Raw genomic sequence first — 24,736 nt, 5'->3', positions numbered from 1 at the left:
CTCGATAAGCGCTGACGCTTATTGCCCTGCGCGCGCCGGCTCAACGCCCGGCGCGTCGCAAATCAACTCCTTTCGCAACGCCCGGAATCCCTGCTGGCTGGTTTCCTGCACCAGATTGGCCCCGCCATCGGGCCTTGGCTGCAGGCGCAGCACGCGCGCCGCGCATTGGCTCGCCGCTTCATCGCGCGTATAGCGGATTTCATATTGCGCGCCTGACTGCGGAATGAATGACACCCCCGCCGCGCAGCGTATCTCTTCGGCCGGCGGCGCCGCCATCGACGTCACCGCGACATACACCCGTTTGCCGACCGCCACCTTGCGCTCGCGCGTCTGCGCGGGCGGCTCGGGAGAACTGCCTGCCATGTCCAGCCCCCGGTCTCGCCCCATCGCGGCGAGCTGCTTGCCCATGCCGGCCAGCACCAGCGGCCGGGCCGGCGTCGGGCACTTCGCCGGGTCCACCACGCTGAAGGTGGTGTTCTCATCGGTATTGGTCAGCAGCCGCACGCTGGCATAGGGGGCGCCCGAGGGCACGCGGTACTGGGCCACGCAGCCGGACAGGCCGGCGCCAGCCACAACCACGAGAAACATCGGGAAAACCCTTGCCGCAACAAGCCGGATCTTGCGCATAGGAAGCACGAAGCTGACAGTTGACCGAGGATGGTGGCACAGCATAGCCGCAGGAGGCGCTTTTGGGGCGTGGTCTGGCCCACGTTGAGGATATCCACAGGTTCTGTGGATATCCTGTGGCGTCGCGCCCCCGGGGCCGCGTCTGTGCGTTACCCCACCGGACTGCTCAAGATTTAAGCAGTTTGTCTCGTGACCATCACCCAGCCCGGGTGCCATCCACCCCGCCATCGACCCAGCCGGCCGCCCAGGGCGGGGCGTCGCCCCACTGTTCGGCGAGGAAATCGACGAAGGCCCGCACGCGCGGCGGCACCAGCCGGCGCTGCGGCATCACCGCGTAGATGCCGCTGTCGGCCAGCGGGTAGTCGGGCAGCACCGGCACCAACCGGCCAGCCCGCAGGTCGGCGCTGACATGCCAGACTGAATGCATGGCGATGCCGAAGCCGGCGAGCGCCGCATCGGCCAGCAACTCGCCCGTATTGGCCTCCACCCGGCCCTGCACGCGCACGGCCACCTCGCCGCCGGCGCCATCGCCCATCCGCCAGACATCGGAGCGGCCCTGGCTGCCGACCAGGATCAGGCATTGATGATGGGCGAGGTCCTGCGGCGTCTGCGGCCAGCCATGCTGCGCCAGGTAGTCGGGCGAGGCGCACAGCAGACGCTGGTTGTCCGCCAGCTTGCGCGCTACCAGCGTGGAGTCCGCCAGTGTGCCGATGCGGATGGCGAGGTCGAAGCCGCTGCTGACCAGATCGAGTACATGGTCGGTCAGGCTGATGCTGAGGCGCACGCCGGGATGGGCGCGCAGGAAATCCGGCAGCAGCGGCGACAGATACTGCCGGCCGAACGAGGCCGAGGTGGTAATCCGCAGCACCCCGGTCACGCCGGCGCCCGCCTGCCGCAGCGAGCCGGACAACGCCTCCAGGTCTTCCACCAGCGCCCGGCCCTGCTCCGCCAGCACCGCGCCTTCGGGGGTGGCATGCAGCCGCCGGGTCGTGCGATGCAGCAGGCGCACGCCCAGGTCGCGCTCCAGCCGTTGCAGCCGCTGGCTGGCCACGGCCACCGAGAGGTCGAGGCTGCGCGCCGCCGCGCTGATCGAGCCGAGGTCCAGCACGCGCAGAAACAAGCCGATGTCGCCAATCCGGTCCATGATCCGATCCGATTCTCAATGATTTCTTGAAACTGATTCTGGATCTTGCCCGTTTTTCGGAAGCTGCGAAAGGCCGACACTGGCGCCTTCCAGAATCCGTCCCCAACTTCCCGACATGGCCGCGCCCCTCCCTTCCCCCCCCGCCACCGGCCCGTCCTCGCGGATGCCCGTGGCGCTGTATGCCCTGACCGCCGGCTCGTTCGGCATCGGATGTGCCGAATTCGTCATCATGGGGCTGCTACTCCAGGTCTCGGGGGACCTCGGCGTGACCATCGCCGCCGCCGGCATGCTGGTCTCCGGCTACGCGCTCGGCGTGTTCGCCGGGGCGCCGGTCCTCACGCTGCTCACCCGCCGCATGCCGCGCAAGGCCGTGCTGCTGGTGCTGATGGCGATCTACACCATCGGCAACGCCGCCTGCGCGCTGGCGCCCGACTACACCACGCTGATGATTGCGCGCGTGGTGACCTCGCTCACGCACGGCACGTTCTTCGGCGTGGGCGCCGTGGTGGCCACCGGCCTCGTGCCCGCCAACCGCCGCGCCTCGGCCATCTCGGTGATGTTCTCCGGCCTCACGCTGGCCACGCTGCTCGGCATGCCCGCCGGCGCCTGGCTCGGCCTGCACTTCGGCTGGCGCAGCACGTTCTGGGCGATGACCGTGATCGGCCTGGCCTCGCTGGCGGTGATCGCCCTGCTGGTGCAGCGCAGCCGCGACGACGCCGCGCCGGCCCGCCTTGCCGACGAACTGCGCACCATCGCCCGCCCCCAAGTGCTGCTCGGCCTGCTGATGACGGTGCTGCAATCGGTCGGTATCTTCGCGGTGATTACTTATGTGCAGCCGCTGTTGACCCGGGTCTCGGGCTACGGCGAGGCGGCGGTGTCGCCCATCCTGCTGCTGTTCGGCGGCGGCATGATCATCGGCAATATCCTCGGCGGACGCATGGCGGACCGGCGTCCCACGGGTGCGCTGCTGGGCTCGCTGACGGTGCTGACGCTGGTGCTGGCCGCGATGACGCTGGCGCTCCACCAGCCAGTGGCGGTGGTGGCGTTCGTCGGCGCGCTGGGCGTGGCCGCGTTCGCCACGGTCTCCCCGCTGCAGCTGCGCGTGCTGCGCCACGCCCACGGCGCGGGCCAGAACCTGGCGTCGAGCTTCAATATCGCCGCGTTCAACCTCGGCAACGGCATTGGCGCGTGGCTCGGTGGCGTGGTGGTCGACCACGGCCCGGGGCTGACCGCGCTGCCGTGGATCGCGGCGCTGGCGCCGCTGGGCGCGCTGGGCATCGCGCTGCTGGCCGTGCGGGCCGAACGGCGGAGCGATGGCGGTCAGGCCGCCGGGCTGGCCCCGGAGGCATCGTGACTGCCTGACCCGCGTTCTCGAATTTGTCCGATCGATAACCACCAACCGGACTAGTTCCATCGACAGGGGCCACCCGCCCCGCCCGCTCCCCGGCCGGCGAATAGGCACGGCAGGCAGCCGTGCCTACGCTGGGGGCCATCCCTTGTTGTCCATTTGGACCTCTCGATGGCCTCCCCCTCATCCTCGTCCTCTCCCCCCTCCTCCGCCGTCCTGCACGACGCGCCGGCGATCTCCCTGCGCGCCAACGGCGTGCTGGCCTCCAGCACGTTCGCGTTCACCATCTGCTTCGCTGTCTGGATGGTGTTCGCCGTGCTCGGCATTCCGCTCAAGCAGCAGCTTGGCCTGAACGACACCGAATTCGGCCTGCTGGCCGCCATGCCGGTGCTGAGCGGATCGCTGATCCGCGTGCCGCTGGGCATCTGGACCGACCGCTACGGCGGCCGCATCGTCTTCTTCCTGCTGATGCTGGCCACCGTGGTGCCGATCTGGCTGCTCGCCTATGCCACCACCCTCTGGCAGCTGCTGGCGCTTGGGCTGCTGCTCGGGCTGGCCGGCGGCTCGTTTTCGGTGGGCACGCCCTATGTGGCGCGCTGGTTCCCGCGCCATCGGCAGGGGCTGGCGATGGGCATCTTCGGCGCCGGTAACTCCGGGGCCGCACTAACCAAATTCGTCGCCCCGGCGCTGATCGCCGCCGCCGGCACCTGGACCATCGTGCCGAAGGTCTACGCGGTGGCGATGCTGGCCACGGCGCTGCTGTTCTGGGTCTTCTCGGCCAGCAACCCGGCGCACCGCGTGGCCGCCAGCAGCGCCGGCTGGCGTGCCCAGATGGCCATGCTGCGCGACCCACGGGTCTGGCGCTACTCCCAGTACTACTCGGTGGTGTTCGGTGGCTACGTGGGGCTGGCGCTGTGGATGACGCGCTACTACATCGGCGAATATGGGTTCGACATCCGCATCGCCGCCTTCCTGGCCGCGTGCTTCTCCCTGCCCGGCGGCATGCTGCGCGCCATCGGCGGCTGGATCTCGGACCGCTACGGCGCCCATCGCACCACCTGGTGGGTGATGTGGGTGAGCTGGGTTGGCTTCTTCCTGCTCAGCTACCCGCAGACCGACCTCGTGATCCAGACCGCCAACGGTCCGCTGGCCTTCCACCTCGGCCTGTCCCCCACGCTGTTCACGGTGCTGCTGTTCGCGGTGGGCATCGCGTTCGCCATCGGCAAGGCGTCGGTATTCAAGTTCATCGCCAATGACTTCCCGCAGAACATCGGCGCCGTCTCCGGCGTGGTGGGGCTGGCCGGGGGGCTCGGCGGCTTCATCCTGCCGATCCTGTTCGGCGCGCTGGCCGACCTGACCGGCGTGCGCAGCAGCTGTTTCATGCTGATGTACGGCACCGTCTGCGTGAGTCTGGTGTGGATGCACTACAGCCATCGCGGCGCCGCCCCGGCGGTGGCCTGAATCTTTCCCACCTTCCCCCCTTCGACGAGATAACGCCATGAGCACCTCCGTACTGACCCGCTGGGAACCTGAAGACCCGGCGTTCTGGAAATACCAGGGCGCGCGCATCGCCTACCGCAACCTCTGCATCTCCATTCCCGCGCTGATGCTGGCCTTCGTGGTCTGGATGCTCTGGAGCGTGGTGGCCGTGAACCTGGACCGCGCCGGCTTCCACTTCACCGGCAACCAGCTGTTCTGGCTGACCGCCCTGCCGGCGCTGTCCGGCGCCACGCTGCGCATCTTCTACTCCTTCCTCGTGCCGATCTTCGGCGGGCGGCGCTTCACCGCCATCTCCACCGCGCTGCTGCTGATTCCGGCGCTCGGCATGGGCTTCGCGCTGCGCGACCCGTCCACCAGCTACCCGACGCTGCTGGGGCTGGCCCTGCTGTGCGGGCTGGGCGGCGCCAACTTCAGTTCGTCGATGGCGAACATCAGCTTCTTCTTCCCGAAGGCGCGCAAGGGGCTGGCCACGGGCCTGAACGCCGGCATCGGCAACCTCGGCGTCTCGATCGTGCAGTTCGTGACACCGGTGGTGGTGTCGGTGGCCGTGTTCGGCGCGCTGGGCGGGGCCGGGCAGGAATACGCGGCCAACGGCGCCACGCAACAGCTCTGGCTCCAGAACGCGGGCTTTATCTGGGTGCCGTTTATCGCTGTGTCGGCGCTGGCGGCGTGGTTCGGCATGCACGACATTGCCGACGCGCGCGCCTCGTTCGCGGAGCAGGCGGTGATCTTCCGGCGCCGCCACAACTGGCTGATGTGCTGGCTCTACGTGGGCACCTTCGGCTCGTTTATCGGGTTCTCGGCCGGGCTGGCGCTGCTGACCAAGTCGCAGTTCCCGAACGTGAACCCCACGGCCTACGCCTTCCTGGGCCCGCTGGTCGGCGCGCTGACGCGCCCGGTGGGCGGCTGGCTGTCAGACAAGCTCGGCGGCGCGCGGGTCACGCTGTGGAGCTTCCTCGGCATGATCGGCGGCGTGGTGGCCGTGCTGGCGGCGCTGCCGCACAACGGCACGGGCGGCAGCTTCAGCGGCTTCCTGGGCGCGTTCATCGTGCTGTTCGCGCTGACCGGCATCGGCAACGGCTCCACCTTCCGCATGATCCCGGTGATCTTCCTGACCGAGCGCCTGCGCGCCGCCGGCCCGGGCGCGCCCGCCCAGCGGGTGGCCGTGCAGGACGCCGCCCGGGAATCCGCCGCCGTGCTCGGCTTCTCCGGCGCCATCGGCGCGTACGGCGGCTTCTTCATCCCCAAGAGCTTCGGCACCGCGCTGGAGATGACCGGCGCGCCGGACGCTGCGCTCCATCTCTTCATCTTGTTCTATATCAGCTGCGCCGCGATTACCTGGTGGTGCTACGCGCGCCGCAACGCGGCCATGCCCTGCTGATTCCTGCTTCACCCGCGCGTCAACCCCGCCCGTCGGCATAGTTCTTCCGGACGATGCCGACGGGTCCCGCCTAGGCCGATCGCCGTCGTCTCCCCTGCTCCACCAGCGAATGGCCTGCGCGGCACGCGCTCCGTAAGCTGCAAGTGTCCCTGCTGGAGCCAAACCATGAGTCATTTCCTCGATCGACTGAAGTTCCTGTCGCGCGTCACGTCCACCTATGCCGACGGCCACGGCGCCGTGGTCAACGAAGACCGCAAGTGGGAAGACGGCTACCGCACCCGCTGGCAGCACGACAAGGTGGTGCGGTCCACCCACGGCGTCAACTGCACGGGCTCCTGCTCGTGGAAGGTCTACGTCAAGAACGGCCTGATTACCTGGGAAACCCAGCAGACCGACTACCCACGCACGCGCCCGGACCTGCCCAACCATGAGCCACGCGGCTGCCCGCGCGGCGCCTCGTACAGCTGGTACGTCTACTCCGCCCAGCGCGTGAAGTACCCGATGATCCGCGGCCGGCTGATGGCCATGTGGCGCGAGGCGCGCCAGACCATGGACCCGATCGCCGCCTGGGCCTGGATCAGCCAGGACCCCGAACGCGCCGCCCGCTACAAGAGCGTGCGCGGGCTGGGCGGCTTTGTCCGGGCCGACTGGGCCACGGCCACCGAGATCATCGCCGCCGCCAACGCGTTCACGGTCAAGCAGTACGGCCCGGACCGCGTGATCGGCTTCTCGCCCATCCCGGCCATGTCGATGGTGTCCTACGCGGCCGGCGCGCGCTACCTGAGCCTGCTCGGCGGCGCCTGCCTGTCCTTCTACGACTGGTACTGCGACCTCCCGCCGGCCAGCCCGCAGACCTGGGGCGAGCAGACCGACGTGCCCGAGTCCGCCGACTGGTACAACGCCACCTACCTGATGGTCTGGGGCTCCAACGTGCCGCAGACGCGCACGCCGGACGCCCACTTCTACACCGAGGTGCGCTATAAGGGCACCAAGACCGTGGCGGTCTCGTCCGACTACGGCGAGATGGTCAAGTTCGGCGACATCTGGCTCGCCCCCAAGCAGGGCACCGACGCCGCGCTGGCCATGGCCATGGGCCACGTCGTACTCAAGGAATTCCACGTGGGCGGCAAGTCCGCCTACTTCCGCGACTACCTGAAGCAGTACACCGACATGCCGATGCTGGTGCGGCTGCGCGAGCAGGACGGCACGCTGGTGCCCGATCACTTCCTGCGCGCCTCCCATCTCGACGGCAGTCTCGGCGAGTCCCGGCATGCGGAGTGGAAGACGCTGCTGATCGACGATGCCAGCGGGGAGGTGACTGCCCCGAACGGCTCGATCGGCTTCCGCTGGACGCCCGGCGACGACACGGCCGGCCGCTGGAATCTGGAGCTGCGCGACAGCCAGGACGGCAAGACGATCGATCCGCGCCTGTCGCTGCTCGGCCATGAAGACACCGTGGCGGAAGTCGGCTTCCCCTACTTCGGCGGCGAGCATGACGCGCTGCTGCGCCGCCGCGTGCCGGTGCGCCGCCTGACGCTGGCCGATGGCAGCACGGCGCTGGTCGCCACGGTCTACGACCTGCAGCTGGCCAACTATGGCGTGGACCAGGGCCTGGGCGGGCCGAACGTGGCGGCCTCTTTCGATGACGACGTGCCCTACACCCCCGCCTGGCAGGAGAAGCACACGACCGTGCCGGCCCGCCTGGTGACGCAGGTGGCGCGCGAGTTCGCCGAGAACGCCCACCGCACGCAGGGCAAGAGCATGGTCATCGTCGGCGCCGCGCTGAATCACTGGTACCACAACGACATGATCTATCGCGGCATCATCAACCTGTTGATGATGTGCGGCTGCATCGGCAAGAGCGGCGGCGGCTGGGCGCACTACGTGGGGCAGGAGAAGCTGCGGCCCCAGTTCGGCTGGGCGCCGCTGGCCTTCGGGCTGGACTGGTCGCGCCCGCCGCGCCAGATGAACGGCACCTCGTTCTTCTACAACCACACCAGCCAGTGGCGCCACGAGAAGCTCGCCGTGGACGAGATCCTCGCGCCCACGGCGGACAAGGCGCGCTACGCCGGGCTGTCGCTGCTGGACCTCAACGCCAAGTCGGAACGCATGGGCTGGCTGCCGTCCGCGCCGCAATTGGGCGCCAATCCGCTCGATGTGGTGGACGCCGCCGAGCGCGCCGGGCAGGACCCGGTAGCCTATACCGTCGACCAGCTCAAGTCCGGCGCGCTGCAATTCGCCTGCGACGACCCCGACAACCCGGCCAACTTCCCGCGCAACATGTTCGTGTGGCGCTCCAACATCCTGGGGAGTTCGGGCAAGGGCCACGAGTACTTCCTCAAGTACCTGCTCGGCACGCAGAACGCCGTGTTCAGCGACGAGCGCGACGCCATCCGCCCGAGCGAGGTCAACGTCCGCCCGGCCGCCGAGGGCAAGCTGGACCTGCTGACGGTGCTCGACTTCCGCATGAGCACGACCTGCCTCTACGGCGACATCGTCCTGCCCACGGCCACCTGGTACGAGAAGGACGACCTGAACACGTCGGACATGCACCCGTTCATCCACCCGCTCTCCGAGGCCGTGCAGCCGCTGTGGGAGAGCAAGACCGACTGGGAGATCTACAAGGCCATCGCCGAGAAGTTCAGCGAGATTGGCGGCCCGTACCTGGGCACGCGCAAGGATCTGGTCTGCACGCCGCTGCTGCACGACACGCCGGGCGAGCTGGGCCAGCCCTTCGAGCCGCGCGACTGGAAGCACGGCGAGTGCGATTTGATCCCCGGCAAGACCGCGCCGTCGATGACCGTGGTGGAGCGCAACTACGCGGATCTCTACAAGAAGTTCACCTCCGTGGGCCCGCTGCTGGACAAGCTCGGGAACGGCGGCAAGGGCATCGGCTGGGATACCAGGCACGAGGTGGCCGAACTGGGCCACCTGACCCAGACCGTGACCGCGCCCGGCGTCAGCTACGGTCGGCCCCGGCTGGAGACGGCCATCGACGCCGCCGAGATGATCCTGACCTTCGCGCCCGAGACCAACGGCCACGTGGCGGTGAAGGCGTGGGAGGCGCTGTCCAAGATCACGGGCCGCCCGCACGCCCACCTGGCACTGGGTCGGGAGCACGACAAGATCCGCTTCCGGGACGTACAGGCCCAGCCGCGCAAGATCATCTCCGCGCCGACGTGGTCCGGGCTGGAATCCGAGGAAGTCAGCTACAACGCCGGCTACACCAATGTCCACGAGCTGATTCCCTGGCGCACGCTGACCGGGCGCCAGCAGTTCTATCAGGACCACCGGTGGATGCTCGACTTCGGCGAGGGCGCCTGCGTCTACAAGCCGGCCATCGACACCCGCACGGTGGCGCCGATGCTGGGCCGCAAGCCCAACGGCAACCCGGAGCTGGTGCTGAACTGGATCACCCCGCACCAGAAGTGGGGCATCCACTCCACCTACTCGGACAACCTGCGCATGCTCACGCTCTCGCGCGGGGGGCCGCACGTGTGGATCTCGGAGGCCGAGGCGCGCGCCAACGGCATCCGGGACAACGACTGGGTGGAGGTCTTCAACGTCAACGGCACGCTGACCGCCCGGGTGGTGGTGTCCCAGCGTGTGCCGCAAGGCATGTGCCTGATGTATCACGCGCAGGAAAAGATCGTGAACGTGCCAGGCGCCGAGATGAGCGGCATGCGCGGCGGCATCCACAACTCGGTCACGCGGGCGGTCACCAAGCCGACCCACATGATCGGCGGCTACGCGCAACTGGCCTACGGCTTCAACTACTACGGCACGGTCGGCAGCAATCGCGATGAATTCGTGATCCTGCGCAAGATGAACAAGGTGGACTGGATGGATACCCCACTGCCCCAGTCCGCACAAGAAGAAGGAGCCCCGCGATGAAGATCCGCGCCCAGGTGGCCATGGTGCTGAACCTCGACAAGTGCATCGGCTGCCATACCTGCTCAGTGACCTGCAAGAACGTCTGGACCAGCCGCGACGGCGTGGAGTACGCCTGGTTCAACAACGTCGAGACCAAGCCAGGCATCGGCTACCCCAAGGAATGGGAAAACCAGCGCAAGTGGAACGGCGGCTGGCAGCGCCAGCCCGACGGCTCGCTCACGCCACGCCAGGGCGGCCGCGCGCGCATTCTGTCGAACCTGTTCGCCAACCCGAACCTGCCGCAGATCGACGACTACTACGAGCCGTTCACCTACGACTACGAGCACCTCCAGAAGGCGCCGCTGATGCCGACGCCGCCTACCGCCCGGCCGGTGTCCGTGCTGACGGGCAAGAAGATGGAGAAGATCGAATGGGGGCCGAACTGGGAGGATGACCTCGGCGGCGAGTTCGCCTCGCGCAGCCGCGACCAGCTCTTCGAGAACGTGCAGAAGGAGATGTACTCGACCTTCGAGAACACCTTCATGATGTACCTGCCCCGTCTGTGCGAGCACTGCCTGAACCCGGCCTGCGTGGCGTCCTGCCCGAGCGGCTCGGTCTACAAGCGCGAGGACGACGGCATCGTGCTGGTCGACCAGGACAAGTGCCGTGGCTGGCGGATGTGCATCTCTGGTTGTCCATACAAGAAGATCTATTTCAACTGGCAGAGCGGCAAGGCGGAGAAGTGCACCTTCTGCTTCCCACGCATCGAGGGCGGCCAGCCGACCGTCTGCTCCGAGACCTGCGTCGGTCGCATCCGCTACCTCGGCGTGATGCTGTACGACGCGGATCGGATCGCCAGCGCCGCCGGCGTGGAGGACGAGCGCGACCTGTACCAGTCCCAGCTCGACGTCTTCCTCGACCCGAACGACCCCACCGTGCAGGCCGAGGCGCTGCGCCAGGGCATTCCGCAGAGCTGGCTCGATGCCGCGCGCAAGTCGCCGGTCTACCGCATGGCCTGCGAATGGAAGATCGCCTTCCCGCTGCATCCCGAATACCGGACGCTGCCGATGGTCTGGTACGTGCCGCCGCTCTCGCCGATCCAGTCGGCAGCGGAAAGCGGCTTCATGGGCATGAACGGGATGATCCCGGACGTGCAGAGCCTGCGCATTCCGCTCAAGTACCTCGCCAACCTGCTGACCGCCGGCGACGTGGCGCCAGTGCTGACCGCCCTGCAGCGCATGCTGGCCATGCGGGCGTTCAAGCGCTCGGAAGTCGTGGATGGCGAGGCGGACCTCGCCGTGCTGCGGCAGGTGGGGCTGACCCCGGTGCAGGTGGAGGACATGTACCGCCTGCTGGCCATCGCCAATTACGAGGATCGTTTTGTGATTCCATCGTCACACAAGGAAATGGTCGAGGACAGCTTCAACGAGAAAGGCAGCTGCGGCTTCACGTTCGGCAACGGCTGCTCGGGCGGTACGTCCGAGGGCTCGCTGTTCGGCAAAAAGCCGCAGGGCAGCGTGGTCTTCGCGGACATGCCCAAGTCGCGCAAGAAGCCGACTGAAACCTGCTGACACCTGCTAACAACGGATCCATCATGACCCTCTATCCCGTGCTCAGCGCCTTGCTGGGCTACCCCGAAGCGCCGCTGCAGGCGGCCATGCCCGAGATCGAACAGGCGCTCGACGCCTGGCCCGCCGCCCGCGCGGGGCTGGCCCCGCTGACCGGCCCGCTGCGCGACAGCCCGCTGATCGCGCTGCAGGAGCAGTACGTGGCCACCTTCGACCGCAATCCCGCGCATTCGCTGCACCTGTTCGAGCACGTCCACGGCGAGTCCCGCGACCGGGGGCAAGCCATGGTCGATCTGATCGACGAATACCGGCGCGCCGGCTTCGAGCCCGTGGCGAACGAGTTGCCCGACTACGTGCCGCTGTTCCTGGAGTTCCTCGGCGCGCTGGCCGATGACGGGCAGGCGCAGCGCGCCGAGCAGTTGCTGGGCGAGGCCATCCACGTGCTGGCGGCCATCGGCGACCGGCTGGCGCGCCACGACAGCCCGTACGCGACCGTGTTCACGGTGCTGCGCTCAATGACCAGCGTGCAGCCCGAGGCCCGGACCGACCCGCCCGTGCGCGACATGGACGAAGCGCTGGAACTGTTCGGCCCCGGCACGGATGGCGTGGAGCCGTTGCTGGCGGCGGCCATGCCGGCTGAACAAGTGGTGCGCTTCCACGACCGGCGCGCCCCCTCCCCCCAATGACCTCCCTGACGACGCAGGCGACCACCATGTCATTCGCCCACCAGTTCCTCTTCGGCATCTACCCGTATATCGCCGCCGCCCTGTTCCTGTTCGGCAGCCTGGCGCGCTTCGAGCGCGAGCAGTACGGCTGGAAGGCCGACAGCTCCCAACTGCTCTATCGCGGCAACCTGCGGCTGGGCAGCATCCTGTTCCACGTTGGCATCCTCGGGCTGTTCTTCGGCCATCTGGCGGGCCTGCTCACACCCGTGGCCGTGTGGGACGCGCTCGGTGTCTCCCACACGCTCAAGCAGGCCGTGGCGATGGGCGCCGGCGGAGTCATGGGCACGATCTGCCTGATCGGCCTGCTGATCCTGTTGCATCGGCGCTTCACCAACGCCCGGGTTGCCGCGGTCACGCGTACCGGCGACAAGGTGCTGCTGCTCTGGCTGCTGGCGACCTTGCTGGCCGGGCTCTCGACCATCTTCGTGTCCGCCGGCCATATGGACGGTCACATGATGGTGCAGCTGATGACCTGGGCCCAGCACATCGTCACGCTGCGCGCCGATGCGCCCGATTTCATCGCCGATGCCCCGCTGCTGTTCCGCGTGCATCTGTTCCTCGGTATCTCGCTGTTCGCGATCTTCCCGTTCACGCGGCTGGTGCATGTGTGGAGCGGCTTCGCCTCGGTCACCTACCTCGGACGGGCCTGGCAGCTCGTGCGGGGGCGCTGATCCGCGCTTGATGGGGGTCAACGGGGCGGCCGGGTATCCGGCTCATCATGGCGGGCACGCAATCCTGCCCGCTGCTCCGGATATCGCCATGATCGACGAGACTGCACTCTACCAACGCCTTCGGCAAGATTTCCCGCTGGAGCCACGGCCCTACCGGTGCCTGGCCCGGGCGCTCGGCCTGTCCGAGCATGGCCTGCTGTCGCTGCTGGCGCGCGACGTTGGCAGCGGCCGCATCAGCCATGTCGGCGCCCGCTTCGCGCCGAACGCCATCGGCGCCACCACGCTCGCGGCGCTGTCCGTGCCGGCGGCGCGGCTGGAGAGCGTGGCGCGGCGACTCAACGCCGACCCGGCTATCGGCCATCACTACTGCAGAACCGGCCACCGCTACAACCTCTGGTTCGTGGCCGGTGCGCGCGATGCCGACCACCTGGCGACCGTACTCGACGGCATTGGCGCGGATGTCCACCAGACGCCGCTCGCACTGCCACTGGAATGTGAATACCACGTCGATGCCGGGGTGCCACTGCGGCCCCTGATGACCGATGCCGACTGGCGGCTGGTGGCAGCGCTGGAAGACGGCCTGCCGCTGACGCCCGAGCCCTACCACGCCATGGCGCGTGGCACGGGCATCGGGCTACACGAACTCTGGCGCCGGCTGGCGCATTGGCGCGAGGCCGGCGTGATCCGCCGCTTCGGCGCCATTCTCCAGCCGGGCCAACTCGGCTTCGTGCATAACGCGATGTGCGTATGGAATGCGCCCGACGCACGTGTGGATGTGCTGGGCAAGCGGCTGGCCCGCCTGCCCGCGGTGGCACTCTGCTACCGGCGCGCGCGCCGAGGTGCGGCATGGCCCTTCAACCTGTTCGCGGTGGTGCGGGCGCGCAGCGCGGCAGACCTCCAGGCGACGCTCGATGGCTTCACGGCGATGCCCGCGCTCGCCAACCTCCCCGGTGCCGTGCTCCGCGCCCGTTGCTGCTTCAAGCCACGCGGCGTGCGCTACGGCGATCTGGCGCCCGAGGCCTGACGGGCCAGCCCGTCGCTCTCACGCGGCACGGACTTCGGGAAACAGCACCGCTAGCCGCGCCACCCAGGGCTCGACCCAGGCCGGACGCGGCGTGGCGTCGAGCCAGTACTTGACCTCCAACCCCAGCGCGGTGTCCCCGCAAATCGAGAGCCGGCGCTGGAAGAACAGCGTGTCGGTATCGGCATGGCCGGCGAGCAGTTGCAGGTAATCGGCGGCGCGGGCGCGCAGCGTCAGCGCCGGGGCGGGTTCAGGATCGAACGGCCCCATCCGGAACACGCCCCCTGCACAGCGGAAACGCAGGTCCAGCCCGAGGTCTTCCACCACGAGCAGGAAGGCATGACCGTCCAGCGCGGACGGTGGCTGCAACCAGCCGGCGCGGCGCGCGGACTCCAGCGCCATCACGAACGGCAGGGCCTGCGCAGGGGCGGGCAGGCGGCGATGGATGCGGGCAATCAGGGAAGAAGAATTCATCGATGGTCTTGGGGCAGTCATGCGGGCGCGCCGGCTATCCAGGCAATGCCGGGCTGGCCGGTCCAGTAGCCGTTGCTCGCCGAGGCGCCGGCGGGCACGATGCCGCTGGGCGCGGCGCCGGTGCGGCCATGACGCACGGCGTCTAGCAGCGCTATGACGTCCAGCGTGCCCACGGCGTGCGGGCTGACGCGGACCACATCCACGCCCATCGCCTGAATCTCCGGCAGGTGCGCGCACAGGTCCAGGCAGCTTGCGGACTGAGTCTGGATGCCGTTCAGGGCGAAGAACGGCTGCCCTTCGCCCGTGCGGGCGACCAGCCCGTCCGGGTAGTCGAGGCAACGGAACTCGCAGGCATCCTTGCGCAGGCGGTGATGCCGGGCCGTGAAGCAACGCGCGGAGATCGCCAGCGGCATGCGGCCCCAGATCATCGCTTCGATCTGCATGCCGGCTGGCCGCGCCGCCGCCAGCGCGGCCAGCGCCGCGTGGTCCATCTCGACCGGCGCCACGACCCCGCGCGCGCCCAGCGAGCCCAGCCACGTCGCCGTATCGGCGTGATAGACGTTCAGATGCGGCCCGGCGACGAACGGCCGCCCGCGCCGCGCGCGCACCGCGCCAAGATCGTTGGCCTCCACGAGGAACTCGTCCTGCTCGCAGACGCGGCGCATGGCCGCGATGTCGCTGTCCGATTCGACCAGCACCGGGGTGGACAGCACCACCTCCTTGCCGGCATCGCGCAGCATCCGCGCCACGTCCAGCCAGTCGGCATGGCGCAATTCGTGGCGGCGTGTGCAGACGGCTTCGCCAAGATAGACGCGCTCCACGGGGGCGTCTGCCACATCGGCATAGAAGCGCAGCACGTCCGCGCGGGGCCAGTAGTAGAGCAGCGGACCGAGCGCGATGGTCAAGGAATAGGGGGAAGTGGATGTGGTCATGGTGGGTGGGGTGCGGACGGTTTCAGCGCCACGGACGGTCATAGGCGCCCTGGGTCACCTGGTCGCCCTCGGCATGGCGCCCCAATGTGGCCTGCCATTCCTGGCGCGGCACGAAGCGCCGGGGGTCGCGCCAGGCGTCGTCGATGGCGGCGCGCAGCACGCCCACCACATCGCCCACATAGCGCGGGCTGCGCTGGCGGCCCTCGATCTTGATGGCGGCGATGCCGATGTCGATCAGCGCCGGCAGCAGCGACAGCGCGTTGAGGCTGGTGGGCTCCTCCAGCACGTAGCCGTGCTCGCCCTCCACGGTGAAACGGCCCTTGCACAACGTGGGGTAACCGGCCGGCTCGCCGGGCGCGTAGCTGTCGATCAGGATGCCGGACAGCCGCGCGTGCATGGTGCCGTCCGCCTCGTCCCAGCGCACGGCGTGGGCCGGCGAGCAGACGCCACGGTTGTTCGGCGAATCGCCGGTCGCGTACGAGGACAGCAGGCAGCGGCCCTCGGCCATCACGCACAGGCTGCCAAAGCCGAAGACCTCAAGTTCCACATCGGTCTGCCTGGCCAGCTTGGCGATCTGCGCCAGCGTCAGCACGCGCGGCAGCACCACGCGCCGGATGCCGAAGCGCTCGCGCATCAGCGCGATGGCATCGGCATGGGTGGCCGAGCCCTGCACGGACAGGTGCAGGCGCAGGTCGGGGTGTTTGTCCGCCGCGTAGGCCATCAGGCCGGGATCGGCCATGATCACCGCGTCGGCGCCCAGCGCGGCGGCGGCGTCCACGGCGCGGTGCCAGCGGTCTACCTGCCCCATCTGCGCAAACGTGTTGATGGCGAACAGCACTTCGGCGCCGCGCGCGCGGGCTTCTGCCACGCCGGTGCGGATGTCGTCCTCGGAGAAATTCAGGCCGCCGAAGTTGCGCGCGTTGGTGGCATCGCGCAACCCGAGGTAGATGGCGTCCGCGCCGTGCTGCAGCGCCATGCGCAGGGCCGCGAGCGAGCCGGCGGGTGCCACCAGTTGGGGCCGGCGGGGCTGGCGGCGCGATGGCTCGGTTGGGGGTGTTGGCGCATCGGGCACATCATGCACGTCGGGCGGGGAGGCATCCATGGCGAAAATGCGCGGTGCGGCGCATGGGGTAGCGATCGATCAAGGATGCTAGTCATGCCCATCGAGGGAACCTTTGACCCCGCGCAAGCCCCGGCTGTGTTCTACCCGTCTCGTTCCGCCGAACTAGGTCCTCGGAACGGGCCGCCGATCCCCCGCAATTTGATCTGGCGCAAACTGCCACCCCGATGCGCGTGAGACGCTGGGCCGTTTTTTGCCCCTCCTGACTTCGGATTTCCTCATGACACATCGATGGCTCAACCTGGCCGGCCGCAAGCTGCTTCCTATCGTGCAGGGCGGCATGGGCGTGGGCATCTCCGCGCATCGGCTGGCCGGCACGGTGGCCCGCCACAACGCCATGGGCACCATCGCCAGCATCGACCTGCGCCATCATCACCCCGACCTGATGGCCGCCACGGCCAAACGCGACAAGGCGGCCATCGAACACGCCAACCTCGTGGCGCTGGACCGCGAGGTGCGCGCGGCGAAGGACTTGGCGGGCGGGCAAGGGATGGTCGCCGTCAACGTGATGAAGGCCGTTGGCGCCCACGCGGCGCTGGTCCGGCAGGCGTGCGATAGCGGCGCGGATGCCATCGTCATGGGCGCCGGCCTGCCGCTCGACCTCCCCGAACTGACCGCCAATCACCCGAAGGTGGCCTTGATCCCGATCCTGTCCGACGCCCGTGGCGTCAGCCTCGTGCTGCGCAAGTGGATGAAGAAGGGACGGCTGCCCGATGCCATCGTGATCGAACATCCCGCGCATGCCGGCGGGCACCTCGGCGCCTCGCGCATGGAGGACATTGGCGATGAGCGATTCTCGTTCGCGCGCGTGCTGGACGAATGCCGCACGCTGTTCGCCAGCCTGGGGCTGGCCTGGGAGTCCGTGCCGCTGATCCTGGCCGGCGGGTTGGGCCACCACGGCAAGCTGCATCACTGGCTGGCGCAGGGCGCGGCCGGCGTGCAGGTCGGCACCGCCTTTGCCGTGACCGAGGAATGCGATGCGCATCTGGCTTTCAAACAGGTGCTGGCTTCCGCGCCGCAGGAACAGATCGGCGAATTCACGAGCGTGGCGGGACTGCCGGCGCGCGCGGTGCTGACGCCGTGGCTCAAGCGCTATCTCTCCCGGGAGTCGGCGCTCCAGGCGCGCGCCAAGGTGCGCGAGTGCCTGGAGGGCTTCGACTGCCTGCAATCGTGCGGCCTGCGCGACGGCGTGGCGCGCATCGGCCAGTTCTGCATCGACCGCAAGCTCTCGCAGGCGCTCAAGGGCGACGTGGAGCGTGGCCTGTTCTTCCGGGGTAAGGGCACGCTGCCGTTTGGCGACGCCATCCGCCCCGTGGCGGACCTGATCCACTACCTGATGTCGGGCGAAAAGCCGGCGGGGGTCGCGCCGGCCTGATTGGGCTGTTGCCGGAATGCGAATCCCGCGTAAGTTCCCGTCCCATCCGTCGGCGATTTGATCCAGCGCAGGAAACGGCGCAATCGCCGGTACCAGAATGGCAGCTGTCCCCACGCCCTGCCCTCGCCCCCACAACATGCCAGCCCCCTTTCCTGACACCGCGTTCGATGCGCACGCGGACCCCCATGCCACCTCGGCGGTCGGGCTGCCGGGGCTGCGCCACCGCCTCTCCACCCGCATCATCTCGCTGTCCCTGATCTCGCTGCTGGTTGTCCTGACGATGATCGGCGGCACATTGTGGCTCTCCTGGAACCTCGAAGGCGCCGGCGCGGCGATCAACGACGCTGGCAGCGTGCGGATGCGCGCCAACTCGGTGGCGATCGAACTGACCCGCGCTCGCGCCCATCAACCCCACGCTCTTGTGCCACGGATCGCCCAGCTGGACGAGACGCTGGCGCAACTGCGCCGGGGCGACGCCACACGACCGCTGTTCCTGCCCGCCGTGCCGGCCATCCACGACCAGCTCGACCGCGTGGCACGGGCATGGGACGACCGGATGAAGCCGCTGGCGGAGCAGGACTTGAACGCGCCCGACGGCACATCGCTCACCTATGTGGCCGCGCTGTCGGATTTCGTCGCGCAGGCAGACCATCTGGTGCGCATGATCGAGGCCGACAACGCGCGCAAGACGGACCTGCTGCGCATGTCCCAGGCCGCACTGGCCGCCATTGCCTGCATGGGCACCGTCGCGGTCATCTACCTGCTCTATCTCTGGATCATCCTGCCCGTGCTGACGCTGCAGGATGGCCTGCGCCGCATGGCGGCCCGCGAATTCTCGCTGCGCCTGCCGGTCACCAGCCGTGACGAATTCGGCACATTGAGCACCGGTTTCAATCGGATGGCGGCCGAACTCCAGGAACTCTACCGGGGGCTCGAAGCCCGCGTGGCCCAGAAGACCGCCGAACTGGCCAGGCGCAACCGCGACCTCGAGACGCTCTACGACATCGCCGCCTACCTGAACCAGCCGAACGAGGCCGAGGCGCTGTGCCGGGGCTTCCTGACCCGGATCATGCGGCGCCTGGACGCCGATGGCGGCAGCGTGCGCATGCTCGATGCAGTGCCGGAGAACCTCCACATGGTGGTTTCCGAAGGGCTGCCCGCCACGCTGGTCGAGCAGGAACAGCGCATGGCGGCCGATGCCTGCCACTGCGGCGCGGCCACGCGGCAGCGCGTGGTCGCCTGGCCGTCTGCAACCCACGCACTGCCCTCGCCGCCGATGGCCTGCGGCTTCGGCGGCTTCGCGGCGTTCCGCATCGACACGCCGCGCGGGGTGATCGGCATGTTTTCGCTCCACTTCCGCTCGCCACGGGTGCTCAATGCATCCGACCGGCAACTGCTGGAGACGCTGGCGCAGCACTTGGGCGTGGCGCTCGAACACCAGCGCCTGTCCGCCACCGCGCGCCAGTTGGCCGTGGTGCAGGAGCGCAACCTCGTGGCGCAGGGCTTGCACGACAGCATCGCCCAGGGTCTGAACTACCTGAACCTGCAAGCCCAACTGCTGGAAGATGCCGTCTCGCGCGGGGCGCTGGCCGATGTGGCGGCGATCGTGCCGATGCTCCGTTGCGGGGTGGACGAAAGCTACCAGGATGTGCGCGAGTTGCTGCTGAACTTCCGCACCCGGCTCACGCAGGGCGAGTTGCGGCAAGCGGCAGAAGACACCGTGGCGCGCTTCCGGCGGCAGTGCGCCACCGAGGTGCGGCTGGAGGTGGAGGGCTACGACAACGCCCGGCCGCTGCCGCCCGATGCCCAGTTGCAGGTGCTGTTCGTGCTACAGGAGGCGCTCTCCAACGTGCGCAAGCACGCGCAGGCCGGCCACGTGCTGGTGCGGCTGCAAGGCGGGCGCGACCTCGAACTGGTGGTGCAGGACGATGGCGAGGGCTTCGATGCCGCCGGGCTCGCCACGCGCTGCGAGATGCAGGTGGGTCTGCACATCATGCGCGAGCGCGCCGCGCGGCTCAACGCGCAGTTGTCGATCGATTCCGCGCCCGGGCGCGGCACCCGCGTGGCCCTGCGCGTGCCCGGCGCCCATGTGGCCGGCGAAGCCAACGAAGCCACAGCGCCCAACGAAATCAACGAAGCGAGTCTCCAGCCATGACCATCCGCATCCTGCTGATCGACGATCACACGCTGTTCCGTTCAGGCATTCGCGCGCTGTTGCAGCGCCAGCCCGATTTTGCCGTCGTGGACGAGGCGGCCGATGGCGTGGAGGGGCTCAAGCGCGCCAAGCAGCATCGCCCCGACGTGGTCCTGCTGGACCTGAACATGCCCGGGCTGTCCGGGCTGGAGACGCTGGCCCTGCTGGCGCAGGACCTGCCGGACACGGCGGTGCTGATCCTCACCGTCTCCGAGGAAGCCGAGGAACTGGCCAGCGCGCTGCGCGGCGGCGCCCGGGGCTATTTGCTAAAGAATATCGAGGCGGATTTCCTGGCTTCGGCCATCCGCCGCGCCGCATCCGGCGAGCCGGTGATCTCGGATGGCATGACGGCCAAGCTCGTGGCGCAGTTCCGCGCGCCGGCGCAGCCTTCCGCACCGCCTTCTCCGAGTGCCGAGAACGGCGCGCGGCTAACCGTGCGGGAGCGCGAGATCGTACGCGGGCTGACCCGGGGCGAGAGCAACAAGCAGATCGCGCGCGACCTCGGTGTGGCCGAGAGCACGGTCAAGATCCACGTGCAGAACATCCTCAAGAAGCTGAATCTGGCCAGCCGCGTACAGGTGGCGGTGTTTGCGGTCGAGCATGGCCTGACCGCGTGATGGCTTCCCCGGTGGCGGACGTTACCGCCGGGCGCCAAGCCTTGCCGACAGTTGGTCCGCCAGCGCCCGTACCTGCTGGCCGATGCGGTCGCCGGTGGCCGCATCGATCTCGTTGGTCAGGTAGCTGACCGCGATGGCGCCCGCTGCGCACGGGGCGGCCGCGTCGAACACCGGGGCGCCGAAGCACGTCATGCCCTCGCGCATCTGGCCGTTGTCGGTTGAATATCCCACCTCCCGCACTTGGGCCAGTTCGGCCTGCAAACCATCCACATCGGCCACGCTGGCCCGCGTGAGCGGCGGCGGCATGCCCGGCGCGAACAGGTCGCGCACCTCGGCCGGCAGCAGCGTGCTCAGCATCGCCTTGCCCGTGGCCGTGTAGGGCGCCGGCAGGCGCATGCCGATGCGGAACGTGACGCCGAGCGGGCGGTCGCCGTTCTGGCAGGCCAGGTAGACCACCTCCGCACCATCGAGCATCGACAAGGTGACCGTGGCGTCGTGGAACGCATCGGTCTGCTCCCAGAGCGCGCGGAACTCGCTCGTCATCTGCGTCTGCGACAGGAAGGCGTTGGCCCAGGCCATCACGTGCGGGCCCACCGCCATCGCCCCGTTGGGCAGGCGCTTGAGCAGTTGCAGCTGCACGAGGGTGTCGCACATGCCGTGGAGGGAACTCTTGGGCGCGCCGGTCAGCCGGGTCAGGTCGGCCAGCGTCAGCGGTTCCGGGGCGGCGGCCACGGCATCCATGACATGTACCGCGCGCACCACCGCCGGCGACGTGGACTTCAGCGACGGCGCGGCATCATCGGCGGGAGCGTTGTAGGCGGACTTGGGCATTGGGCAATACGGAAGAGTTGGGCGGATTGTACCGGCTGCGCGGAACGCTTCCGGGCGGTTGGCAGTCTGCCGTGCATGGGCGTATCATACGCTCACGTTCGACATACCGAATATCGTTCCATCTATTGAACGATATGAATCAACCCGCTCAGGAAAGCCGCCATGCAACTCAAGGATCCCTCGCTTCTGAAACAGCTGGCCTATGTGGATGGCCAATGGATTGGCGCCGACTCCGGCGCCACGTTCGACGTCACGGACCCGGCCACCGGGGAGGTGATCGCCAAGGTGGCCGACCTGGGCGCGGCCGAGACCGAGCGCGCCGTCGCCGCCGCCGAGGTAGCGCAGCGCGCCTGGGCCGCCAAGACCGGCAAGGAACGCGCCAACCTGCTGCGCCGCTGGTTCGACCTGATGATCGCCAATACGGACGATCTGGCCTACCTGATGACGCGCGAGCAGGGCAAGCCACTAGCCGAGGCGCGCGGCGAGATCGCGTATGCGGCCAGCTTTATCGAATGGTTTGCCGAGGAAGCCAAGCGCGTGGACGGCGAAGTGCTGGCCACGCCGGCCGCAGACAAGCGCCTGGTCACGCTGCGCCAGCCCGTGGGCGTCTGCGCCGCCATCACGCCGTGGAATTTCCCGGCAGCGATGATCACCCGCAAGGCAGGCCCTGCCCTGGCGGCCGGGTGCGCCATCGTCATCAAACCGGCCGAGCTGACCCCGCTGTCCGCCTTCGCGCTGGCCGAACTGGCGCACCGGGCCGGCATTCCCGCCGGCGTGCTTCAGGTGGTGACCGGCGATGCCAAGACCATCGGCGCCGTGCTGACGGGCAGCCCCATCGTGCGCAAGCTGTCGTTTACGGGGTCGACCGAGGTCGGTCGCATCCTGATGGCGCAGTCGGCGCCCACCGTGAAGCGCCTCTCGCTGGAGTTGGGCGGCAACGCACCGTTCATCGTCTTTGACGATGCCGACGTGGACGCCGCCGTGGAAGGCGCCCTCGCCGCCAAGTACCGCAACGGCGGGCAGACCTGTGTCTGCGCCAACCGCTTCTACGTGCAGGACGGCATCTACGACGCCTTCGCCACGAAGCTGGCCGAGCGCACCGGCCAACTGCGCGTGGGCAACGGGCTGGAAGACGGCGTGACGATCGGCCCGCTGATCGAGGACGCCGCGCTGGACAAGGTTGCATCGCTTGTGGACGACGCCCGCGCCAAGGGCGGCCACGTGCTGACCGGCGGCGCCGCGCACAAGCTGGGCGGCACGTTCTACACCCCCACCGTCATCGCCGACGCCACCGCCGACATGCGCATGGCCCGCGAGGAGATCTTCGGGCCGGTGGCGCCACTGTTCCGCTTCAAGTCCGACGCCGAGGCAGTAACTGCCGCCAACGCCACCGAATACGGGCTGGCCGCCTATTTGTATACGCGCGATATCGCGCGGGCCTGGCGCACCGCCGAAGCGCTCGAGTACGGCATGGTCGGCCTGAACACCGGCCTGATCTCGAACGAGGTGGCGCCGTTCGGCGGCATCAAGCAGTCGGGCGTGGGCCGCGAAGGGTCGCGCCACGGCATCGACGAATATCTCGAGATCAAGTACCTCTGCCTGCAGATGTGATGCAGGCGGGCGGGCCGGTGCATACTGTGCCGATCCGCCTTATGGCACCCATTGCTGAGCAAGGGCGACCCCGATCGCCCCGCCTGCCCCGAACTCCCGGAGACAACATGAACCCGTTCCGCTTCCAGACCGTGCCGACGGTCATCGTCGAATTCGGCGCCGCGCGCCGGCTGGGCGCCCTGCTGCGCGAGTCGTTCCCGCAGGCCAGGCGCCTGTGCGTGGTGACCGACGGCTTCCTGGCCAAGAGCGGCCTGCTCGCGCCGGCGCTGGAAGACCTCGCCAAGCATGACTGGGAGGTGACCGTGATCGACGATGTCATTGCCGATCCGCCCGAGCACATCGTGCTGGACGCCACCGAGCGCGCGCGCCAGGCCGATGCCGAGGTGGTGCTGGGGCTGGGCGGCGGGTCGTCGATGGATGTGGCCAAGCTGATCGCCGTCCTCCTGCCCGCCACGCAGGCGCTCAAGGACATGTACGGCGTGAAGAAGGTCACCGGCGCCCGGCTGCCGCTGGTGCAGATGCCGACCACGGCCGGCACCGGTTCCGAAGTGACGGCGGTGTCGATCGTCACGACCGGCGAAACCACCAAGATGGGCGTGGTGGCGCCGCAGCTGTTCGCCGACCTCGCGATCCTCGACGCCGAACTGACGCTCGGCCTGCCCCGCGCGGCCACGGCCGCCACCGGCATCGACGCCATGGTGCATGCCATCGAGGCCTACACCAGCGCCCACCTCAAGAATCCGGTCTCGGACATGCTGGCCATCCGCGCGCTGGATCTGCTCTCGCGCAACCTGATGCTGGCCTGCGACAACGGCAACGATCGCAATGCCCGGGAGGCGATGCTGCTCGGCGCGATGTTCGCCGGCCAGGCCTTCGCCAACTCGCCGGTGGCCGCCGTGCACGCGCTGGCCTACCCAATCGGCGGCATTTTCCATGTGCCGCACGGCCTCTCGAACGCCCTCGTGCTGCCGCACGTGATGAAGTTCAATGCCGACGCCGCCAGCAAGCGCTACGCGGAACTGACCGACGTGGTGCTGCCCGGCACGACCGGCAGCTGCGAAACCAAGACCGCCGCGCTGATCGCCCATATCGAAGGACTGGTGCTGGCCACCGGCATCCCGCGCACGCTGCGCGAAGTCGGCGTGAAAGAAGGCGACCTGAACCGCCTGGCCAGCGACGCCATGCTGCAGACGCGCCTGCTGGTCAATAATCCGCGCGAAGTGAGCGAGGCGGACGCGCTGGGGATTTATCGCGCAGCCTTTTGAACCCGCATCCAGCAGTTTCAGGGAATTACGATTGTAGAGGTTAATTCGTCGCTTTTAGTATGCCGCATGCGCAGTGCCAGACACTGCGGCGGCTACGGAGCGATGACTGATGGCAGAGGGTTTCGACGCGCTCGGCGCAACGTTGAGCGGGCAGCAGCAGTACTTCCTTAAGGTTCCCGGCGCGGCCAGCGCCGGGGCATTGTCGGTGGTGTCGTTCGAGGCTGTGGAGCGGCTAGGCGAACCCTATGCCGTCACGGTTCAACTCACGCACCCTGCCGAACTGGATCGTGCCGATTATCTCGGCAAGGCGGCCAGCTTTATCATGGACCCTGGGGACGGGTCAGCGCCGCGGACCTTCGCCGGTTGCATCATGCGTTTCACCGAGACGCAGCAGACGCGGGACTTCCACGGCTACGAGTTCATCGTGGAACCGCTCGTCGCCCGGCTTCGGCTTACGCG

Annotated in this window: 20 protein-coding genes; 14 read left to right on the top strand and 6 right to left on the bottom strand. The window is 68.6% G+C overall.

Features of this window, described 5'->3' with window-relative positions:
• Positions 1–18 precede the first annotated feature (18 nt).
• Both BM115_RS18020 and BM115_RS18015 read right to left on the bottom strand, forming a co-directional pair.
• Positions 19–627 carry a hypothetical protein gene (locus BM115_RS18020; RefSeq protein ID WP_255370887.1) on the bottom strand — a complete coding sequence of 203 codons (609 nt, stop codon included), beginning with the start codon at positions 625–627 and terminating at the stop codon, positions 19–21.
• 196 nt (positions 628–823) lie between these two features.
• Positions 824–1,771 (bottom strand): LysR family transcriptional regulator, encoded by a 948-nt coding sequence (locus tag BM115_RS18015; protein WP_092296941.1) that lies wholly within the window; start codon positions 1,769–1,771, stop codon positions 824–826.
• Positions 1,772–1,886: 115 nt separating this feature from the next.
• On the opposite strand from BM115_RS18015, the gene BM115_RS18010 reads away from it, so the two are divergent.
• From BM115_RS18010 to BM115_RS17975, 8 genes are all read left to right on the top strand, one after another.
• Entirely contained in the window at positions 1,887–3,125 is a 1,239-nt protein-coding gene (locus tag BM115_RS18010; RefSeq protein WP_092296937.1) for an MFS transporter, read from the top strand.
• A gap of 165 nt (positions 3,126–3,290) precedes the next feature.
• A complete protein-coding gene (locus tag BM115_RS18005; protein ID WP_092296934.1) occupies positions 3,291–4,580 on the top strand; it encodes an MFS transporter in 1,290 nt (429 codons plus the stop codon).
• Between the two features lie 37 nt (positions 4,581–4,617).
• Complete coding sequence (locus tag BM115_RS18000; RefSeq protein WP_092296931.1) at positions 4,618–6,000, top strand: NarK family nitrate/nitrite MFS transporter; 1,383 nt, start codon at positions 4,618–4,620, stop codon at positions 5,998–6,000.
• A 165-nt stretch (positions 6,001–6,165) separates the two neighbouring features.
• Complete coding sequence (locus tag BM115_RS17995; protein ID WP_092296928.1) at positions 6,166–9,894, top strand: nitrate reductase subunit alpha; 3,729 nt, start codon at positions 6,166–6,168, stop codon at positions 9,892–9,894.
• The gene (narH, locus tag BM115_RS17990; protein WP_092296925.1) at positions 9,891–11,444 is read left to right on the top strand and encodes a nitrate reductase subunit beta; all 1,554 of its coding nucleotides are present in this window, start codon (positions 9,891–9,893) and stop codon (positions 11,442–11,444) included. Before BM115_RS17995 ends, narH begins: the two co-directional genes overlap by 4 nt.
• A gap of 23 nt (positions 11,445–11,467) precedes the next feature.
• Positions 11,468–12,127 (top strand): nitrate reductase molybdenum cofactor assembly chaperone, encoded by a 660-nt coding sequence (gene narJ, locus BM115_RS17985; RefSeq protein ID WP_092296922.1) that lies wholly within the window; start codon positions 11,468–11,470, stop codon positions 12,125–12,127.
• Between the two features lie 26 nt (positions 12,128–12,153).
• Positions 12,154–12,837, top strand: coding sequence for a respiratory nitrate reductase subunit gamma (gene narI, locus BM115_RS17980; protein ID WP_092297417.1), 684 nt, complete (start codon positions 12,154–12,156; stop codon positions 12,835–12,837).
• Between the two features lie 88 nt (positions 12,838–12,925).
• Entirely contained in the window at positions 12,926–13,861 is a 936-nt protein-coding gene (locus BM115_RS17975; protein WP_092296919.1) for a siroheme decarboxylase subunit beta, read from the top strand.
• Positions 13,862–13,879: 18 nt separating this feature from the next.
• On the opposite strand, the gene BM115_RS17970 is transcribed toward BM115_RS17975, so the two are convergent.
• Genes BM115_RS17970 through BM115_RS17960 form a run of 3 tightly spaced genes read right to left on the bottom strand, consistent with a single transcriptional unit; the run spans position 13,880 to position 16,240 of the window.
• A complete protein-coding gene (locus BM115_RS17970) occupies positions 13,880–14,332 on the bottom strand; it encodes a ubiquinone anaerobic biosynthesis accessory factor UbiT (RefSeq protein WP_092296916.1) in 453 nt (150 codons plus the stop codon).
• Between the two features lie 17 nt (positions 14,333–14,349).
• Positions 14,350–15,264, bottom strand: coding sequence for a U32 family peptidase (locus BM115_RS17965; RefSeq protein WP_092296912.1), 915 nt, complete (start codon positions 15,262–15,264; stop codon positions 14,350–14,352).
• A gap of 22 nt (positions 15,265–15,286) precedes the next feature.
• Entirely contained in the window at positions 15,287–16,240 is a 954-nt protein-coding gene (locus BM115_RS17960) for a ubiquinone anaerobic biosynthesis protein UbiU (RefSeq protein WP_092296909.1), read from the bottom strand.
• A gap of 364 nt (positions 16,241–16,604) precedes the next feature.
• On the opposite strand from BM115_RS17960, the gene BM115_RS17955 reads away from it, so the two are divergent.
• The 3 genes from BM115_RS17955 to BM115_RS17945 all read left to right on the top strand — a co-directional run bounded on the left by BM115_RS17955 (position 16,605) and on the right by BM115_RS17945 (position 20,570).
• Positions 16,605–17,759, top strand: coding sequence for an NAD(P)H-dependent flavin oxidoreductase (locus BM115_RS17955; RefSeq protein WP_092296906.1), 1,155 nt, complete (start codon positions 16,605–16,607; stop codon positions 17,757–17,759).
• A gap of 136 nt (positions 17,760–17,895) precedes the next feature.
• Positions 17,896–19,914, top strand: coding sequence for a type IV pili methyl-accepting chemotaxis transducer N-terminal domain-containing protein (locus BM115_RS17950; protein WP_092296902.1), 2,019 nt, complete (start codon positions 17,896–17,898; stop codon positions 19,912–19,914).
• The gene (locus BM115_RS17945; protein WP_092296897.1) at positions 19,911–20,570 is read left to right on the top strand and encodes a response regulator; all 660 of its coding nucleotides are present in this window, start codon (positions 19,911–19,913) and stop codon (positions 20,568–20,570) included. Before BM115_RS17950 ends, BM115_RS17945 begins: the two co-directional genes overlap by 4 nt.
• Before the next feature lie 21 nt (positions 20,571–20,591).
• Here BM115_RS17945 and BM115_RS17940 read toward each other — a convergent pair whose 3' ends face one another.
• A complete protein-coding gene (locus BM115_RS17940) occupies positions 20,592–21,401 on the bottom strand; it encodes an IclR family transcriptional regulator (RefSeq protein WP_092296894.1) in 810 nt (269 codons plus the stop codon).
• A 162-nt stretch (positions 21,402–21,563) separates the two neighbouring features.
• Here BM115_RS17940 and BM115_RS17935 point away from each other — a divergent pair, with 162 nt between their 5' ends.
• The 3 genes from BM115_RS17935 to BM115_RS17925 all read left to right on the top strand — a co-directional run.
• Positions 21,564–23,012 (top strand): NAD-dependent succinate-semialdehyde dehydrogenase, encoded by a 1,449-nt coding sequence (locus BM115_RS17935; RefSeq protein WP_092296891.1) that lies wholly within the window; start codon positions 21,564–21,566, stop codon positions 23,010–23,012.
• Positions 23,013–23,119: 107 nt separating this feature from the next.
• A complete protein-coding gene (locus tag BM115_RS17930; protein ID WP_092296888.1) occupies positions 23,120–24,277 on the top strand; it encodes an iron-containing alcohol dehydrogenase in 1,158 nt (385 codons plus the stop codon).
• Positions 24,278–24,386: 109 nt separating this feature from the next.
• Positions 24,387–24,736: contractile injection system protein, VgrG/Pvc8 family (locus BM115_RS17925; protein ID WP_218158042.1), on the top strand; the 350-nt coding region annotated here is incomplete at its 3' end.

Origin of the sequence: Cupriavidus sp. OV096 (assembly GCF_900115455.1) — a bacterium.
GTDB lineage: Bacteria > Pseudomonadota > Gammaproteobacteria > Burkholderiales > Burkholderiaceae > Cupriavidus.
This window is presented reverse-complemented; position numbering and strand designations above follow the sequence as displayed.

What these genes read in the sequence shown, in the direction of transcription:
- BM115_RS18020 (WP_255370887.1), bottom strand. Translation starts at nt 627, where the DNA reads ATGCGCAAGATCCGGCTTGTTGCGGCAAGGGTTTTCCCGATGTTTCTC.
- BM115_RS18015 (WP_092296941.1), bottom strand. Translation starts at nt 1,771, where the DNA reads ATGGACCGGATTGGCGACATCGGCTTGTTTCTGCGCGTGCTGGACCTC.
- BM115_RS18010 (WP_092296937.1), top strand. Translation starts at nt 1,887, where the DNA reads ATGGCCGCGCCCCTCCCTTCCCCCCCCGCCACCGGCCCGTCCTCGCGG.
- BM115_RS18005 (WP_092296934.1), top strand. Translation starts at nt 3,291, where the DNA reads ATGGCCTCCCCCTCATCCTCGTCCTCTCCCCCCTCCTCCGCCGTCCTG.
- BM115_RS18000 (WP_092296931.1), top strand. Translation starts at nt 4,618, where the DNA reads ATGAGCACCTCCGTACTGACCCGCTGGGAACCTGAAGACCCGGCGTTC.
- BM115_RS17995 (WP_092296928.1), top strand. Translation starts at nt 6,166, where the DNA reads ATGAGTCATTTCCTCGATCGACTGAAGTTCCTGTCGCGCGTCACGTCC.
- narH (WP_092296925.1), top strand. Translation starts at nt 9,891, where the DNA reads ATGAAGATCCGCGCCCAGGTGGCCATGGTGCTGAACCTCGACAAGTGC.
- narJ (WP_092296922.1), top strand. Translation starts at nt 11,468, where the DNA reads ATGACCCTCTATCCCGTGCTCAGCGCCTTGCTGGGCTACCCCGAAGCG.
- narI (WP_092297417.1), top strand. Translation starts at nt 12,154, where the DNA reads ATGTCATTCGCCCACCAGTTCCTCTTCGGCATCTACCCGTATATCGCC.
- BM115_RS17975 (WP_092296919.1), top strand. Translation starts at nt 12,926, where the DNA reads ATGATCGACGAGACTGCACTCTACCAACGCCTTCGGCAAGATTTCCCG.
- BM115_RS17970 (WP_092296916.1), bottom strand. Translation starts at nt 14,332, where the DNA reads ATGAATTCTTCTTCCCTGATTGCCCGCATCCATCGCCGCCTGCCCGCC.
- BM115_RS17965 (WP_092296912.1), bottom strand. Translation starts at nt 15,264, where the DNA reads ATGACCACATCCACTTCCCCCTATTCCTTGACCATCGCGCTCGGTCCG.
- BM115_RS17960 (WP_092296909.1), bottom strand. Translation starts at nt 16,240, where the DNA reads ATGGCGCTGCAGCACGGCGCGGACGCCATCTACCTCGGGTTGCGCGAT.
- BM115_RS17955 (WP_092296906.1), top strand. Translation starts at nt 16,605, where the DNA reads ATGACACATCGATGGCTCAACCTGGCCGGCCGCAAGCTGCTTCCTATC.
- BM115_RS17950 (WP_092296902.1), top strand. Translation starts at nt 17,896, where the DNA reads ATGCCAGCCCCCTTTCCTGACACCGCGTTCGATGCGCACGCGGACCCC.
- BM115_RS17945 (WP_092296897.1), top strand. Translation starts at nt 19,911, where the DNA reads ATGACCATCCGCATCCTGCTGATCGACGATCACACGCTGTTCCGTTCA.
- BM115_RS17940 (WP_092296894.1), bottom strand. Translation starts at nt 21,401, where the DNA reads ATGCCCAAGTCCGCCTACAACGCTCCCGCCGATGATGCCGCGCCGTCG.
- BM115_RS17935 (WP_092296891.1), top strand. Translation starts at nt 21,564, where the DNA reads ATGCAACTCAAGGATCCCTCGCTTCTGAAACAGCTGGCCTATGTGGAT.
- BM115_RS17930 (WP_092296888.1), top strand. Translation starts at nt 23,120, where the DNA reads ATGAACCCGTTCCGCTTCCAGACCGTGCCGACGGTCATCGTCGAATTC.